Annotated in this window: 13 protein-coding genes and 1 tRNA gene; 11 read left to right on the top strand and 3 right to left on the bottom strand. The window is 49.3% G+C overall.

All coding sequences use genetic code 11. The annotated features are described in order from the left end of the window. Window positions 1-25: 25 nt before the first annotated feature. Complete coding sequence (locus tag CVU71_12330; protein PKN18290.1) at window positions 26-2,617, bottom strand: phosphoenolpyruvate synthase; 2,592 nt, start codon at window positions 2,615-2,617, stop codon at window positions 26-28. A 78-nt stretch (window positions 2,618-2,695) separates the two neighbouring features. On the opposite strand from CVU71_12330, the gene CVU71_12335 reads away from it, so the two are divergent. The 8 genes from CVU71_12335 to CVU71_12370 all read left to right on the top strand — a co-directional run bounded on the left by CVU71_12335 (window position 2,696) and on the right by CVU71_12370 (window position 9,342). Further along, entirely contained in the window at window positions 2,696-2,890 is a 195-nt protein-coding gene (locus CVU71_12335) for a hypothetical protein (protein ID PKN18291.1), read from the top strand. A gap of 266 nt (window positions 2,891-3,156) precedes the next feature. Continuing rightward, window positions 3,157-4,389, top strand: a complete 1,233-nt coding sequence (locus CVU71_12340; GenBank protein ID PKN18709.1) for an ammonia channel protein — start codon at window positions 3,157-3,159, stop codon at window positions 4,387-4,389. A 12-nt stretch (window positions 4,390-4,401) separates the two neighbouring features. Continuing rightward, entirely contained in the window at window positions 4,402-4,743 is a 342-nt protein-coding gene (locus tag CVU71_12345) for a transcriptional regulator (GenBank protein ID PKN18292.1), read from the top strand. Then, window positions 4,736-4,951 (top strand): hypothetical protein, encoded by a 216-nt coding sequence (locus tag CVU71_12350; GenBank protein PKN18293.1) that lies wholly within the window; start codon window positions 4,736-4,738, stop codon window positions 4,949-4,951. The genes CVU71_12345 and CVU71_12350 overlap by 8 nt, the downstream gene beginning before the upstream one ends. A gap of 28 nt (window positions 4,952-4,979) precedes the next feature. Further along, entirely contained in the window at window positions 4,980-5,855 is an 876-nt protein-coding gene (locus tag CVU71_12355; GenBank protein ID PKN18294.1) for a hypothetical protein, read from the top strand. Window positions 5,856-6,082: 227 nt separating this feature from the next. Beyond that, window positions 6,083-7,387, top strand: coding sequence for a hypothetical protein (locus CVU71_12360; GenBank protein PKN18295.1), 1,305 nt, complete (start codon window positions 6,083-6,085; stop codon window positions 7,385-7,387). Window positions 7,388-7,459: 72 nt separating this feature from the next. After that, the gene (locus tag CVU71_12365; protein PKN18296.1) at window positions 7,460-8,596 is read left to right on the top strand and encodes a hypothetical protein; all 1,137 of its coding nucleotides are present in this window, start codon (window positions 7,460-7,462) and stop codon (window positions 8,594-8,596) included. A gap of 56 nt (window positions 8,597-8,652) precedes the next feature. Continuing rightward, window positions 8,653-9,342: an amidotransferase gene (locus CVU71_12370; GenBank protein ID PKN18297.1), complete on the top strand. Its 690-nt coding sequence runs from the start codon at window positions 8,653-8,655 to the stop codon at window positions 9,340-9,342. A gap of 3 nt (window positions 9,343-9,345) precedes the next feature. On the opposite strand, the gene CVU71_12375 is transcribed toward CVU71_12370, so the two are convergent. Then, window positions 9,346-9,720: a transcriptional regulator gene (locus tag CVU71_12375; protein ID PKN18710.1), complete on the bottom strand. Its 375-nt coding sequence runs from the start codon at window positions 9,718-9,720 to the stop codon at window positions 9,346-9,348. Window positions 9,721-9,779: 59 nt separating this feature from the next. Continuing rightward, window positions 9,780-11,006 carry an ammonia channel protein gene (locus CVU71_12380; GenBank protein ID PKN18298.1) on the bottom strand — a complete coding sequence of 409 codons (1,227 nt, stop codon included), beginning with the start codon at window positions 11,004-11,006 and terminating at the stop codon, window positions 9,780-9,782. Between the two features lie 444 nt (window positions 11,007-11,450). Between CVU71_12380 and CVU71_12385 the strand changes: the two genes are divergently transcribed. From CVU71_12385 to CVU71_12395, 3 genes are all read left to right on the top strand, one after another. Then, window positions 11,451-11,735: a transcriptional regulator gene (locus tag CVU71_12385; protein PKN18299.1), complete on the top strand. Its 285-nt coding sequence runs from the start codon at window positions 11,451-11,453 to the stop codon at window positions 11,733-11,735. A 117-nt stretch (window positions 11,736-11,852) separates the two neighbouring features. Beyond that, a tRNA-Gln gene (locus CVU71_12390) sits at window positions 11,853-11,926 on the top strand. A gap of 266 nt (window positions 11,927-12,192) precedes the next feature. Then, window positions 12,193-13,725, top strand: coding sequence for a sigma-54-dependent Fis family transcriptional regulator (locus tag CVU71_12395; GenBank protein PKN18300.1), 1,533 nt, complete (start codon window positions 12,193-12,195; stop codon window positions 13,723-13,725). Window positions 13,726-13,971: the final 246 nt, after the last annotated feature.

Below are 13,971 nucleotides of genomic sequence, written 5' to 3' on the forward strand. Positions count from 1 at the left end.
TTTTCAAATACTTTTCGGCCCCACCCTATTTCCCAAAAAAACAAATCATCTTCTGTGTTACGATATCCGACAGCAGCCGCAGATCCTTATTTCTCACATCATATACTTTTACCACGCCGGCGAAGCGCGCATCGTCCGGCATCAGATCCGTCAGAATGTTGGGTTGCTTTTTCATCCATGCGCTGTTGAAAATAACGCCGTTTTGCTCGGGGTAGATCGCCATGTAAAAAATATCCATCTCCACCATGTCCTGAAAGAAATGCGTTCCAAAAGACAAGTCGGGAATCAAAGATCCGTCCTGATAGGCTATTTCGCCAATGGCGGTAATGTTGTTAATTTCCGAAAAAGTTACCGGAACACCCATTGCCGGGGTTGTGGTTCCCCATCGTCCCGGTCCCAGAAGAATTGACGGCATGACGTCGCGCCGTCCGATCTGCCGGTTGATTTTACCCACCAGCCGGGCCACTTCGTATTTTTCAGAAACAGACAGTTTTGTGTAACCTTCCGGATCAATATAAATAATGCGGGAGATGGCCTGATAGATGCTGCCGCCCATGAAATTTGCTTCCTGTCGGATCAGGATCTTGGATCGGGACATCTTGTCCGGCAGCTGGACGCGGCTGTAATGGCCCTTGGTCTGGAAGGGACGGCACTGGAGCAGGTTGATCTGCAATTTACCCTTCGCGTTGATGTTGACCGTGAATTCAATATCCACAGGGTAGCGATAAACCTGCTCCAGCGTTCTCAGCAGCCGGGACATGTTTTTCGCAAAAGATGTGGAGGCCAGCAGTTGATCAAACGTGATCATCAGAGCGTCGCGGGTGTCTTTGCCTACCGAGCGCAGATAATCGGCGGCCTTGGTATCTTCTTCGACGATCAGATCCAGACGCGGCACCAGGTCAAGCCTGAGCAGTTCCGTGGATTTGATGGTTTGAAATTCGTTGTCGCGCAGATTGAGCACATCCGTTTCATGCTGGGAGAACCGCTTGATGTCCTCCTGCTTGGCGTAAGGTTTGGTCAGCGGCGCATCCAGGGCGACAATGCGCGGATAGTCATTTTCCACGCGGTTCACGGCGCGCGTGCCCAGACCGAAAACAATCCTGAGCATGCCGGCTTTCGGGTCCATGCCTTTCTGCCAGACAAAGGTATTATAGGACAGACCGACGCCCGCCACGCCGGGGAAGAAATAAATGTCGCGGTGTGATCCGGACACGCGCTGCACCAGGAGTGCCATCTGCTCGTCTTGATGGGCCATGCCGCGTTGCAGGCGGTAGGTGAGGGCGTCCTCGTTCATGGTGGAGGCGAAAATTTTGCGGACGGCTTCTTCAAAAGCCCGGTAGCGTTCTTCGGGAGTTTCCTGGTTGACCAGGAAGTAACTTTCATATTTTCCGGCAAAGGCGTTGCCGAACGCGTCTTCCAGCAGAGAACTGGAACGGACGATAATCGGGGCCTGACCATAATATTCCAGCATGAGTTGGAACTGCTCCTTGATTTCGTCTGGAAAAACGCCATACAGCATTTTGCTTTTGAGTTCACGGGCGACTTCAAAGTAACCCTCGTCGGTCTTTTGCGACATGAGCAGTTTCCACCAGCCGTTTTGCACCATGTAGGAATAGAAAATATCCGAACCGATATAAAAAGAATCATGTATTTCCAGTTCGGCATCCCAGTCAAAAGTCGGGTCTTTACGCAGGATGTTGCGCGCCAGCAGCATGCCCACGGATTTGCCGCCGATAAACCCCGTCCCAATGAGGCGTTTTTTAATTTCCACCAGGTCTTCCAGAGAGAAGTATTCCTTCACCAGAGACAACATTCTTTTCTCGCGTCCGATCAACACATGCGAGAGGGTTTCCACCATATTCTGCTTTTCCTGCGTGGCTTCCGGGTCTTCCAGGATCGTGGTCGCTTTGAGGAAGATGCGGTCCCAGTAATCGAGATTACGGACGCTGCTGCTGGCGTTCTTGTTCGTCAGGTAAGATAAAGTGCTTGCGGCGTCTGCACTGTTTAAAATCGGGACAAATTTATCGTCTTCCATGACATGCGGCAAATACATGGTCGGTGTATAGCGTTTCCAGGCTTTGAGCGGATGGACGCAGATTTTACCGTTGTTGTTATACACATCCAGCAGGACCTGCGTGGTTTCGCGAATCCGTGCCACAGTTTTGAAAGAGTGACGGCTTCTCAGAATCGAGAAATATGCGACCGTGTTGAGCTCGAAAAGATAAGGGCAGGTTATAACGAAAAAATTGCCGATCATCAGATCCGTGGCCCAGGCCATCAGTAAATCGGACAGGCAGTCGAAGACATAAAAAACATCCCTTCCTTCATCCCGGACAATATTATGGACCTGCGTGGAAAATGATTCAAACCCTTTGTTGGCGTTGAGTTTATAAACTTTTATTTTTTTGTTTGATTCCAAAAGCGGCGGATGGTTGGCAAACCGCATATAGACAAGGCGTTGATTACGGGCCAGAGCTGTTTTCACATAAGGATCAACGAATTTTTTGTAGTCTTCAATATCATCAACCTGAAGAACGACGTTGTCGCCCATTTGCAGATAGCTGAGTATTTCATCCAAGCCTTTTATTCCTGTACTGACGCGGGTGTAAGGTGTCATAATTTTTTTTATCCTCATCCAATAATTTGTGTAACAAATTTGTACGCTGTAAATTGGTTCATATGGTTCTGAAAGATCATGGCGCAAAAAGAGGTTATTCTTAAAATAATAGTGATTATTACTATTTATAAAATTAATTTTCAACCGATAACGGCTATCTCTATTTTATTGAAAAGCATTGAAAGCTTCTTTTCCGATTATTGTATCAATTTTTATGCCAGAAACATTTTTGTGTTTCAACTTTGTCCAAAATCATTTTTTTGCAAAAATTGAGGTATCTGACCGGCGGATTTTGATGATTCCACTCACAACCAATATTGTATGATTTTGCCATGCCGTCTTCGGGTGTCCTGTTTAATATTTTCTGACATATTAGTTTTTCCATCTGCGATTTGGTACATATTTGTACGTTTTTAATCTGTGAAATAATGGCTTAATGTTCATTGTATTCAGCTATTTGTGAGCATTGCCGTCTTCTGGCATCATCCTTGCGCTAAGAAAAGGCGCGAAACAAAAACTTTTCGAAGGAGGTATTGATGATGAATTCGGGAGATACAGCATGGGTTTTGATGGCCAGCGCTCTGGTCCTGCTTATGACGATTCCGGGGCTGGCATTTTTTTACGGAGGCCTGGTCAGGCGCAAGAACGTTCTGTCTATTTTGATGCAGTGCTTTATTATCGTTTGCGTTATCAGCCTGCAGTGGGTGCTGTTCGGCTATTCTCTGGCATTCGGGCCGGATTTCCACGGCATCATCGGCAATCTGGATTGGGCGGGACTCAATGGCGTGGGCGCTATCCCCAACAAGGATTACGCGGCAACCATTCCTCATTCAGTTTTTATGATCTTTCAGGCCATGTTTGCCATCATTACACCGGCCCTGATCATCGGCGCTTATGCGGAAAGAGTGAAGTTTCCCGCTTTCCTGCTTTTTACGCTGCTCTGGGCGACGTTTGTCTACGATCCTCTGGCCCACTGGGTCTGGGGAACGGGCGGCTGGCTGAAGGCCATGGGCGGACTGGATTTTGCCGGCGGCATCGTCGTGCATGTGAGTTCCGGCATATCGGCTCTGGTCCTGGCGTTATTACTCGGCAAACGGGTTGGTTATAACCACAAACCCATTCGCCCGCATAACCTGCCTTTCACCGTTCTGGGCGCGGCTCTTTTATGGTTCGGCTGGTTCGGATTCAATGCCGGCAGCGCACTGGCAGCGGACGGTCTTGCCGCCAATGCCTTTGTGACCACCAATACGGCAACAGCGGCTGCCGGTTTGGCCTGGGCACTGATTGAATGGTGGCACAATGGGACACCGACCATTCTGGGGACGGCTACCGGCGCTGTCGCGGGCCTTGTGGCCATCACACCCGCCTGCGGTTTTGTAAACCCGATGAATGCCATGTTCATGGGCATCATCGTCGCCCTGGTCTGCTATACGGCCGTCGCCGTGATTAAAGGCAAGCTCGGCTACGATGACTCTCTCGATGCATTCGGCGTGCATGGCGTCGGCGGAACTGTCGGCACGATCCTCACAGGGGTCTTCGCGCAGAAAGCAATGAATGCAGCGGGCGCGGACGGGCTGCTCTTCGGCAATGTTCATCAATTCCTGGTGCAATGCCTGATGCTGGTCGTGACGATCGCCTTTGCCGCGATCATGACCTTTATCATCTTCAAGATTGTGGATGCGACAATCGGCATGAGGGTTGAAGAGAAGCATGAAATCGTCGGTCTGGATCTGACCCAACAAAGTGAAGCGGCTTACACCGTGATTGAATAGGAGGAATAAATCATGAAATTAGTCATCGCCATCATTCAGCCCCACAAACTGGAGGCCGTCAAGAAAGAGTTGGAAGCCGTCGAAGTGAACTTAATGACCGTTGCCAACGTCCTGGGGCAGGGACGGCAAAAGGGCGTCACCGAAATTTACCGCGGCGCCAAGGAAGCAGGCGGCCTGCTCAATAAAGTAAGACTGGATATTGCCGTCAATGAAGACTTTGTCCAGCCCACGATTGACGCCATTGTCAAGGGCGCCCACACGGGGTCGGTGGGTGACGGCAAGATCTTTATCGTAGAACTGGCCGAGTGCATCCGGATCAGCTCCGGCGAACGGGGCGGCTGCGCCATTGGTTGAGGTCCGCGTGATGGACAGCGACAAAACATCTGTAAAAGAAAATGCGTTGGAGCGATGCGTTTCCGACTGTGAAAGAGCCGTCATCATTCATGCGCTGAGAAGAACAAACGGCGACAAGTCGAATGCCGCACGAATTCTGGGAACAACAAAGCGCGTTTTGGCGGGTAAGATCCATAAATATGAGATCGATTGTACGCAATTCGAATAAGAATAAATCATAAGGAGAAATAAAAACAATGAAAAGAAACCTCAAAGCAATAACAGCAACGGTTTTGCTGGCAATGTTCCTGGTATCATCTCCGCTGACGGCCCGGGCGGCGGAAGAACCCAAACCGGCAGAGAAAAAACAGGAAGAAGCAAAGGTGACAGGCGAGGTCGCAGCCAGTGTCTTAAGCGCCTATATCTGGAGAGGTCAGGAAATGACGCGCCACAGTGCGGTGATTCAACCTGCTCTAACGGCAAGCTATAAGGATTTTACCGCTAATATCTGGGGTAACCTGGATACCAGTCCCTACGGCGCAGCGGGTCAAAACTATTCGTCTCAGCATACGGAAACGGATATTACCCTTTCCTATTCGCGAAAGTTCGGCATAGTGCAGGCAGGCGCCGGATACATTTACTATGCCCTGGCCGCTCCTTATTCGGGGGCCACGGACCCGCTTGATTCTCAGGAAATATTTGTCTCTCTGGGTCTGGATACGATTCTGGCGCCCACACTGACGGTTTACAAGGAAATCGATCATTATCATCAGTGGTATGTGCTGCTTGGAGTTTCCCACACGTTTGCCCTGCATGAGAAGATCGGGTTGAAACTGGCGGCAACCGCAAGCTATCTGAAAAGCGAAGATGCGGCAACGTACGCGAAATATGATGGTGATTCATTGGCAACGGCGGAAAAGTTCAACAACTTTCATGACGCGACGGTCTCGGTTTCTCTGCCGGTTGCGGTGGCTAAGCATATCACGATCACGCCGCTTGTGACTTACGTTTTTCCGCTGTCCAACGATGCAAAATATGAGATGAAAGCCCGCGGACTGCAGGGTGTGTCCGCCCCGTCCGACAGGGGTAGTTCATTCCTGTACGGCGGAATAACATTAAGTTTCGCATTTTAAGAGTTGATGTTCCGGAGCCGCTGCAGTTTATCAGGAAGAAATTGCAGCGGCTTTTCTCGCTTTGATTAAAATACAGTCCCTGACCCGGGGAAGAAAGCGTTGGCTTGTATAAAACAAAAATTGACGAATGGCGTCCGGCTGCTGAAGTCATCGGAATTGCGGTTTATCGGCCAAGTCATGCGGATGATCGGCAATTTTGTCCGGCAGAAGCAGGAATGATTTGATCGTTGCTTTTGCCGTTTTGTGAATTTGCCGGATTCTTATGTTTTGAGGAGATTCAATTGACAAATGATCATTTCAACCTCTCACTTTCGATGCTGAAAGATATTATTTCAGAAGAAAAAATCTTTGTCGAATTCCAATCAATTTTGTCAGCGCGCAATCATTTGATCGTCGGGACCGAGGGTTTAATTCGGGGTAAAACAGAAGAGGGGATGATGATTCCGCCAATGGTCCTGTTTGATGCCGCCCGGGATTATGGTTTGACTCTGGAGCTGGACCGCCTCTGCCGGGAGAAAGTTTTAGCCGGTTTCAGCGGCGTTCATTGCGTCCAGCATAACCGTCTGCTGTTTCTTAATCTCGAAACGTCTTTTATATCCTCCAGGATCGTAGGATCGGGATACCTCCTTGATCAGGTTGCGAGACATGGCATTCCTCCTGCCAATATTGTCATAGAAATCGTGGAATCGAAGACGGAAGATGACAAATCTCTGCTGCAATTTGTCAATGCCTACCGTGCCTGCGGCTTCAATATTGCTCTTGATGATGTGGGAACGGGCCACTCCAATTTTGACCGGATATCCCGACTCAGGCCAAATATCATCAAGGTTGACCGGTCCATCATCAGTGGAATGGCGACAAACTATTTTAAGCAGGAAATATTTAAATCCCTGTCCAACTTATCCAAAAACATCGGCTGCCTTACTCTGTCGGAAGGTGTGGAAACGCAGGAAGAAGTCCTCTGCAGTATTGAATACGGCGCCGATCTGTTGCAGGGATATTTTTTCTCCCGGCCAAAGCACATCAATCGTGATGAGTCGAAGGAGGAAGAGCGAAAACTTGAGGATCTTCTGATGATGTTCAAGATGAAGCAGATTGATTTCGTGAGGACGAGACGAATTCAAAATCAACAGTACCACAAGACGGTCCGGAGGCTCATCAGAAAAATACAGGGAAAATCGCTTGAGGAGGTGAATGCCCTGCTCCGGAGTTTCATAAATGAGTCAGACACCATTGATGCGCTTTATATTACCGACTATGAAGGCATCCAGATAACGGATACCGTCATGAAAACAAATGATCGTAAAATCATCAATCCGGTTTTTCGGGCAACAAACAAAAATGAGAACCTGTCGCACAAGGACTACGTGTATCAATTGATCAATACGGATATCAGCCATTATACGACGGACCGCTATATATCATTTGCCACGGGCAATCATTGCGTGACCTTGAGTCGTTCATTCAAAGGCGATCAAAACCGCCCTTGCATATTATGTACGGATTTTCTGGTTCGTGACACGAATAAGTAATGAATATTTCTTGCTGCTTACAACCGGCAGAATCGCTTTTTCCATAAAGAACTTGCAAAGGAGGGAAAATTTATGAAGCGATGGAATGAACTATTTGTTAAGGTAATTCCAGAGGGGAAAATAAATACAATGATGCCCGGTCCTGAAACTTCAACACAAAGGATGAGCATGCCTTGCGGACGGAGGAAATCGTTGCAGCGCTTGGACAATATTGCCGTGGCAGGATTGCAGTTGGCGTCTTTAGGGCCGCAATTGGCGGGTTTGGCTGCTGAAATGGAAAAACATGCGCGATGTCAGGCAGAACAAGCTGCCGTTATATCCGGAGTTATGGGGAGATTTACCAACGATCTCAATGATGCCGTGTTGCAATTGCGCGCTTCGTCGGGGGATGTGGCCAATGCGCTGGGCACGGTTTCACGCATCGCACAACATACCCGGATTATTTCCATCAATGCCAGTATTGAAGCCGCAAGAGCCGGCGAACATGGCCGTGCCTTCGGTGTCGTTGTGGATGAGGTGCAACGTCTTGCAAACAGGACCGGCAATACGACGGATGCTATTACGGATTGTATTCACGGCATGCAACAGAGCATCATGCAGGTTGCTGTTGTCGCAGGCAGCGATATAGCGGCGGGCGAGATAAAGAAGAATACAGTTGATGCCGTTAACTGTCAGATACAGGGTATGGTGCATTCTGTGAATGAGCAACTGGGCAGTGCCGAATGTCTTCAGCTTCTCGGCGATCAAATTAATGGACATACCGAACGCCTTATTCTCGATTTAGGAACCTTTCGTTTCGCCGCTCACGAGCGGGCGGAAAACGAAGTAGCCCGAATGCTTCCCTTTCTTGATGCACATATCGGAGAGCGGCAGTATTGCGAAAAACTTTTCGAGAGGTGGTTGGGCGAATGCCCTTCATTTGAATTGTTATATATCACCGATGGCCGAGGCCGCCAGTATGTTGATAACATAACCTCACGAGACGGCAAGGTAATGCACGATCCGGCAGGCTATGACCGGGATTGGTCCAGGCGGCCCTGGTATCTGGATGCCATTCACAATAATGAAATTCACTCCACCGACATTTACCGTTCGACAGCAACAGGAGACTTTTGTTTTACGGTTGCCTATGCATTTCGTGATGCCCGGAAAAACGTTCGTGGAGTGGTCGGAGCAGATGTTAATTTTAAGAGGCTGATTGAGCATTAGCTGATAATTTGGTTAATATTAAAACATAAAATATGAATTTGAAGGGGAAAGGGCATATGCGCGCACACTATTTACAGCACGTTCCGTTTGAAGGTCTTGGCAGCATCGAACCCTGGCTGAAAGCGGCCGGGTGCGAAATAACCCGTACCAGGTTTTTTGAATCAACCAGACTCCCTGATCTGGAAAAGATAGACCTGCTTGTGGTGATGGGCGGTCCAATGAGTGTCAATGATGAAGTCGCATTTCCCTGGCTCGTTTCCGAAAAACGATTCATTCGCGAAGCCATCGGCTCGGGAAAGGCGGTTCTGGGCATTTGTCTTGGCGCGCAGTTGATCGCCAGCGCGGCAGGAGCCCGCGTATACAGAAATAACGTGAAAGAAATCGGATGGTTTCCAATTTACGGGATGCTATCAGATGACGCGTCTTTTTTTAGTTTTCCGCAGTCCATAAACGTTTTCCATTGGCATGGGGACACATTTGATTTGCCTTCGGGAGCGACGCGGCTGGCGAAAAGCGACGGATGCACCAACCAGGCATTTCAACTCGGCAGATCGGTTATCGGGTTGCAGTTTCATCTGGAAACCACACCCAAAGCGTTACAGGAAATAGTTTTTAACGGTCGAGATGAATTGATACCTGCGCAGTATATACAGACGAAAGAGGAAATCCTGTCAGCCAAACCCGATGAATATACATCAATAAATCACCTGATGGACAATGTCCTCACTTTTCTGAGCAGAACGTGATGATTACTCTTTCCTCTTTTCATCAATATCACCGGGATACATCATGGCTGACGGACCCTGCTCGCGCGTGCGGACGCGGATGACATCCTCAACAGGCGTAACAAAGATAATACCGTCGCCCGTTTCGCCCGTATAAGCCGATTTGAGAATTGCCTCCAGCGCTGCATCCAGGTTGCGTTTGTTCAAAACGATGTTCATCTGGATTTTGGGAAGCATGTTGACCTGATAGGTTCCGGCGCGTCCGACCAGTTGAACGCCTCCCTGGCGGCCATGGCCCCGCACTTCAAACGTGTTCATGCCCACAATTCCTATTTCCCTGAGGGCGTCGATAACATCGTTTACTTTATCTTCGCGAATGATCGCTTCGATCTTTTTCAGCATGGTAAAATCTCCAATTAAAATTCAATACAGACCAGGCCGCGCATAGAATCCGCAGCCTATGAATATGATCTTTCTCCGTGTGAACTGATATCCAGCCCCACTTCTTCTTCAATCGGGGTGACCCGCAATCCGATGCTCACATGAAGCACCTTGGCAAGCACATAGGTCACCGAGAAGGAAAAAACGATGGTGACAATCACGGCGATGAGCTGAATGCCGAGCTGGGCGGGGTTGCCGAAAAACAAACCATTGGCTCCGTCGGCGTTGACGGCCACGGTGGCGAATAATCCCGTGGCAATGGTGCCCCAGGTGCTGGCCATGCCGTGGCACGCCCAGACATCCAGGGATTCATCCAGCTTGCGTTGATCCCGGAAACGCATCGCATAATAGGAAAGGGGCGCGGCTACCGCTCCGATCAGCATGGCAGTCAAAGGCGTGATGTAACCGCAGGCGGGCGTCACCGCTGCCAGACCGACCACCATGCCTGTCGCAATTCCCAGGGTGCTTGGTCTGCCGTCCAACCAGGAAAGCAGCATCCAGACCAGGCCGGCGGTGGCCGCGGAGGTATTGGTCGTCACCAGAGCGTTTACCGCCACACCGTTTGCGCCAAGGGCGCTGCCTGCATTAAAGCCGAACCAGCCGACCCACAGCAATCCGGTTCCCAGGACCGTCAGCGGAATATTGTTCGGCTCCATCGAAACATTGCCATGGCCTTTGCGCGGACCGATGACCAGGGCAAACGCCAAAGCCGAAAAACCCGCGGCGATATGCACAACCGTCCCGCCGGCAAAATCGAGGACGCCCATTTCCTTGAGCCACCCTCCCTGCCCCCAGACCCAGTGGCAGAGAGGATCATAGACCAGCGTTGCCCAGAGCAGGCTGAACAGCAGGAAGCTCTTGAATTTTACTCGCTCCACAAAGGCGCCCGTAATTAACGCAGGCGTAATGACGGCAAACATCATCTGAAAGGAGGCAAAAAGTTCATGAGGGATGGTCTTGGCGTAAGCCGCATTCGGCTGGGCTCCGACCCCCTGAAAGCCCAGGAAATCCAGCCCTCCGATCAATCCGCCGATGGTCGGGCCGAAGGACAGAGAATAGCCGTAAAGCACCCACTGAACGCCGATCAGAGACATGAAAACATAGCTCAAAGTTAAAGTCGAAAGAACATTTTTTCTTCTGACCATACCGCCATAAAAAAACGCCAGAGCCGGCGTCATCAAAAGAACAAGAGAACAACACACTAAAATCCAGGCTGTGTCACCCGCGCTGATTTGAACACCCATTATATTTATATTCCTCCCATTTAGAGATAAGATCCTACACAAGAGCAATTACCCTGCCATAATATAATAGCTATTAAATACAAATTGTTACGTGAGTTATCGGCAAACGGAAGATTGCATATTTGTGCAGCTTGATGAATTGTGGAACATAATTGTAGCTATTTATGAAGTCCTGACATTAGAAACAAGAGCATGATTTGCCACATTTTAGTTTGTTATTTCAGCAAATAATACAATATTGTCCAAAGCCGCTTCCCCATTTATTCTTGAATACATCTGTAATTACAGCAACTAATCAAAAATTCGCAGGGTCGGCACTATCCTTGCAAAAAAACAGACGAGGTATGAGAGTATGTTTGAGAAATGCAGCCTCAGTTTTGACCGCGATGGCGTTGGTCATTTGATGAGAAGATCGAGATTGTGATGGAGCGGACGGACTAAACTATGAAATTTATCACCGCTATTATCCAACCGCACAGGCTGGACGCTGTTAAAAAGGAACTGGAGACCGTGGAAGTGAATCTGATGACGGTTACCAGCATCGCGAGGTCCGGACGGCAAAAAAACGTTATGGAGATCTGCCGTGGCGCAGGCAGATCAAGCGGTTTGCTGAACAAAATCCGGCTCGACATAACCATAAACGAAGGCTCTGTCGAGCCGGCGATTGAAGCCATTGTCAAAGGCGCCCATATCGATGCCACAGGTGAAGACAGGATATTTGTCGTCTAGCTCATTATGATTGCGAAAAGGTGGATTAAAAAGCAATGAAAAACTAATCGGCACCATCCTCTGATGATAACATCTCTATTATAGAGTCATCAATCCATCCGTGTTTAGTTTCTGTACTGAGGGGTCGTCTAAAGGTAGGACAACAGGTTCTGGCCCTGTGAATTGAGGTTCGAGTCCTTGCCCCTCAGCCATATATCCCGTATAACCGGCTTCATTATCAATAATACTTTATTGCTTTCCCTCATACCGTGAGATGCCAATTCTGCGGACAGTGTTTCTGTCCGGTGAAGAAAAGCTGTGCATTTTTTTACAATGTTGTTCCAAACTGGTTTGATATTTGCGTATGTATGGCCAGAAGAACAAAATAATGATTGTCATTAGAACAATTTTGTTCCATAATGACGGTAAAGATAGTCAGGCATAAAGATTAACCAACTCCATCCGAGGAAACGACAACGTGAGTATTCACAGTTACGAAGAATTAGCGACCCTGCACGCTATTGCGAAAATTCTGGCACAGCCGGGAGATTTACGGGATCAGCTTGAGCAGGTTCTCAACGAAATGAGCTCCCGTCTGGGAATGCAGCGCGGTATGATTTCGCTTCTGGATCGCGATAAAAAAGAAGCATGGCTGGATATTGCCCACGACGTAAACATCGATGGTCTCGAAGTCACCTATAAACCGGGGGAGGGCATAACGGGTAAAGTGGCGGAAACCGGCCGTCCGATGGCTGTGGCCAATCTCGGGCAGGAAACGCACTTTCTGGATCGCACGGGCGCCCGCCGTCATCTGAACCGCGCCGAACTGTCTTTTTTATGTGTTCCGATTATGTATGACGCGCGTGTTGTCGGCGTTTTGTCCGCAGATAAGATTGCCCAGCAGGTGGAAAATCTGGACAAGGAACTGGCGATGCTTTCCGCGGTGGCTGAACTGATGGCCAAAGCCGTGCATATCCGCGCGCTGGAGGAAGAAAACAAACGCCTGCGTAAGATTGTCGGCTCCGAGCGCGCGCCGTCAATGGAGATTATCGGCCATTCCAAAGCCATTCAGGAAGTCTTCGGTCTGGTGGCGCAAGTGGCCGATTCCAATACCACGGTGCTGATTACGGGAGAGACCGGCACGGGGAAGGAACTGATCGCCCGGGCCATTCATAAAAATTCTCCGCGTCATGGCGGACCGCTGGTGCAGGTCAACTGCGCGGCCATCCCTGATACGCTTATTGAAAGTGAATTGTTCGGCCATGAAAAAGGGGCATTCACCGGTGCGCTGCAGACAAGGCGGGGACGTTTTGAAGAAGCCAACGGCGGCACGATCTTTCTGGATGAAGTGGGAGAGCTCTCCGCCGCCGCTCAGGTCAAACTCTTGCGCGTGTTGCAGGAAAAGAGATTTCAACCGCTGGGGTCTTCAAGGGTTATCAACGTTAATGTGAGAATTATTGCGGCAACGAACAGAAATCTGGAGCAGGATATTTTATCCGACCGTTTTCGCGCGGATCTGTTCTACCGTCTGAACGTTTTCCCCATTTATTTGCCGCCCTTGCGCGAGCGGGGCAGTGACGTGATTCTCCTGGCCGACCATTTTCTGCTGAAGTACAATAAAGAAATGGGCAAAAACGTTAAAAGGATATCCACCGCGGCCATTGAAGTTTTCTTATCCCACAAATGGCCGGGGAATGTCCGCGAGCTGGAAAACTGCATGGAACGGGCGGTGTTGCTGACCAAGACGGATCTTGTGGACTGCATCCACTTGCCGCCGTCTCTGCAAATCAAGGAAAAGATAACGGACCGCAAGGATCGGAGCAAGCTCTCTTCGGTCGTCGAAGCGCAGGAGCGGTCGCTGATCATCAATGCGCTGGAGGAAGCGGGCGGCAATCAGACCAAGGCGGCTAAAATGCTGGGCACGACCAAGCGCATTATCCAGTACAAAATATCGAAAATGGGCATTGACCCGAAGCATTTCCGCAAAATAGATAAAGATTCCGGTCAATGATCAACGTTTTTGTCCGATTTGTATTCAACGCTGTGACGTTCGCGGGAGGAGTGGTGGACGGAATTAGTACAAAAATGTTTCACATTTAATGAAAATAACAAAAATGTTCTTTTTTATTAACTGATGCCGGATGCTTTCAATAACCAGAGTAGCTGTTACCTGATTTTTTCAGGCCAGATGCGTTCAGAACCGGGCGGGTAACGGGTGACAAGGGGCTTAAGTAACTAGCCGACAATACGGCGGATG

This window comes from Deltaproteobacteria bacterium HGW-Deltaproteobacteria-6, from assembly GCA_002840435.1.
GTDB lineage: Bacteria > Desulfobacterota > Syntrophia > Syntrophales > Smithellaceae > UBA8904.

Excerpts from the sequence above, each read along its gene's own strand:
- CVU71_12330 (PKN18290.1), bottom strand. The coding sequence starts at position 2,617 with ATGACACCTTACACCCGCGTCAGTACAGGAATAAAAGGCTTGGATGAA.
- CVU71_12335 (PKN18291.1), top strand. The coding sequence starts at position 2,696 with ATGGCGCAAAAAGAGGTTATTCTTAAAATAATAGTGATTATTACTATT.
- CVU71_12340 (PKN18709.1), top strand. The coding sequence starts at position 3,157 with ATGAATTCGGGAGATACAGCATGGGTTTTGATGGCCAGCGCTCTGGTC.
- CVU71_12345 (PKN18292.1), top strand. The coding sequence starts at position 4,402 with ATGAAATTAGTCATCGCCATCATTCAGCCCCACAAACTGGAGGCCGTC.
- CVU71_12355 (PKN18294.1), top strand. The coding sequence starts at position 4,980 with ATGAAAAGAAACCTCAAAGCAATAACAGCAACGGTTTTGCTGGCAATG.
- CVU71_12365 (PKN18296.1), top strand. The coding sequence starts at position 7,460 with ATGAAGCGATGGAATGAACTATTTGTTAAGGTAATTCCAGAGGGGAAA.
- CVU71_12370 (PKN18297.1), top strand. The coding sequence starts at position 8,653 with ATGCGCGCACACTATTTACAGCACGTTCCGTTTGAAGGTCTTGGCAGC.
- CVU71_12380 (PKN18298.1), bottom strand. The coding sequence starts at position 11,006 with ATGGGTGTTCAAATCAGCGCGGGTGACACAGCCTGGATTTTAGTGTGT.
- CVU71_12385 (PKN18299.1), top strand. The coding sequence starts at position 11,451 with ATGAAATTTATCACCGCTATTATCCAACCGCACAGGCTGGACGCTGTT.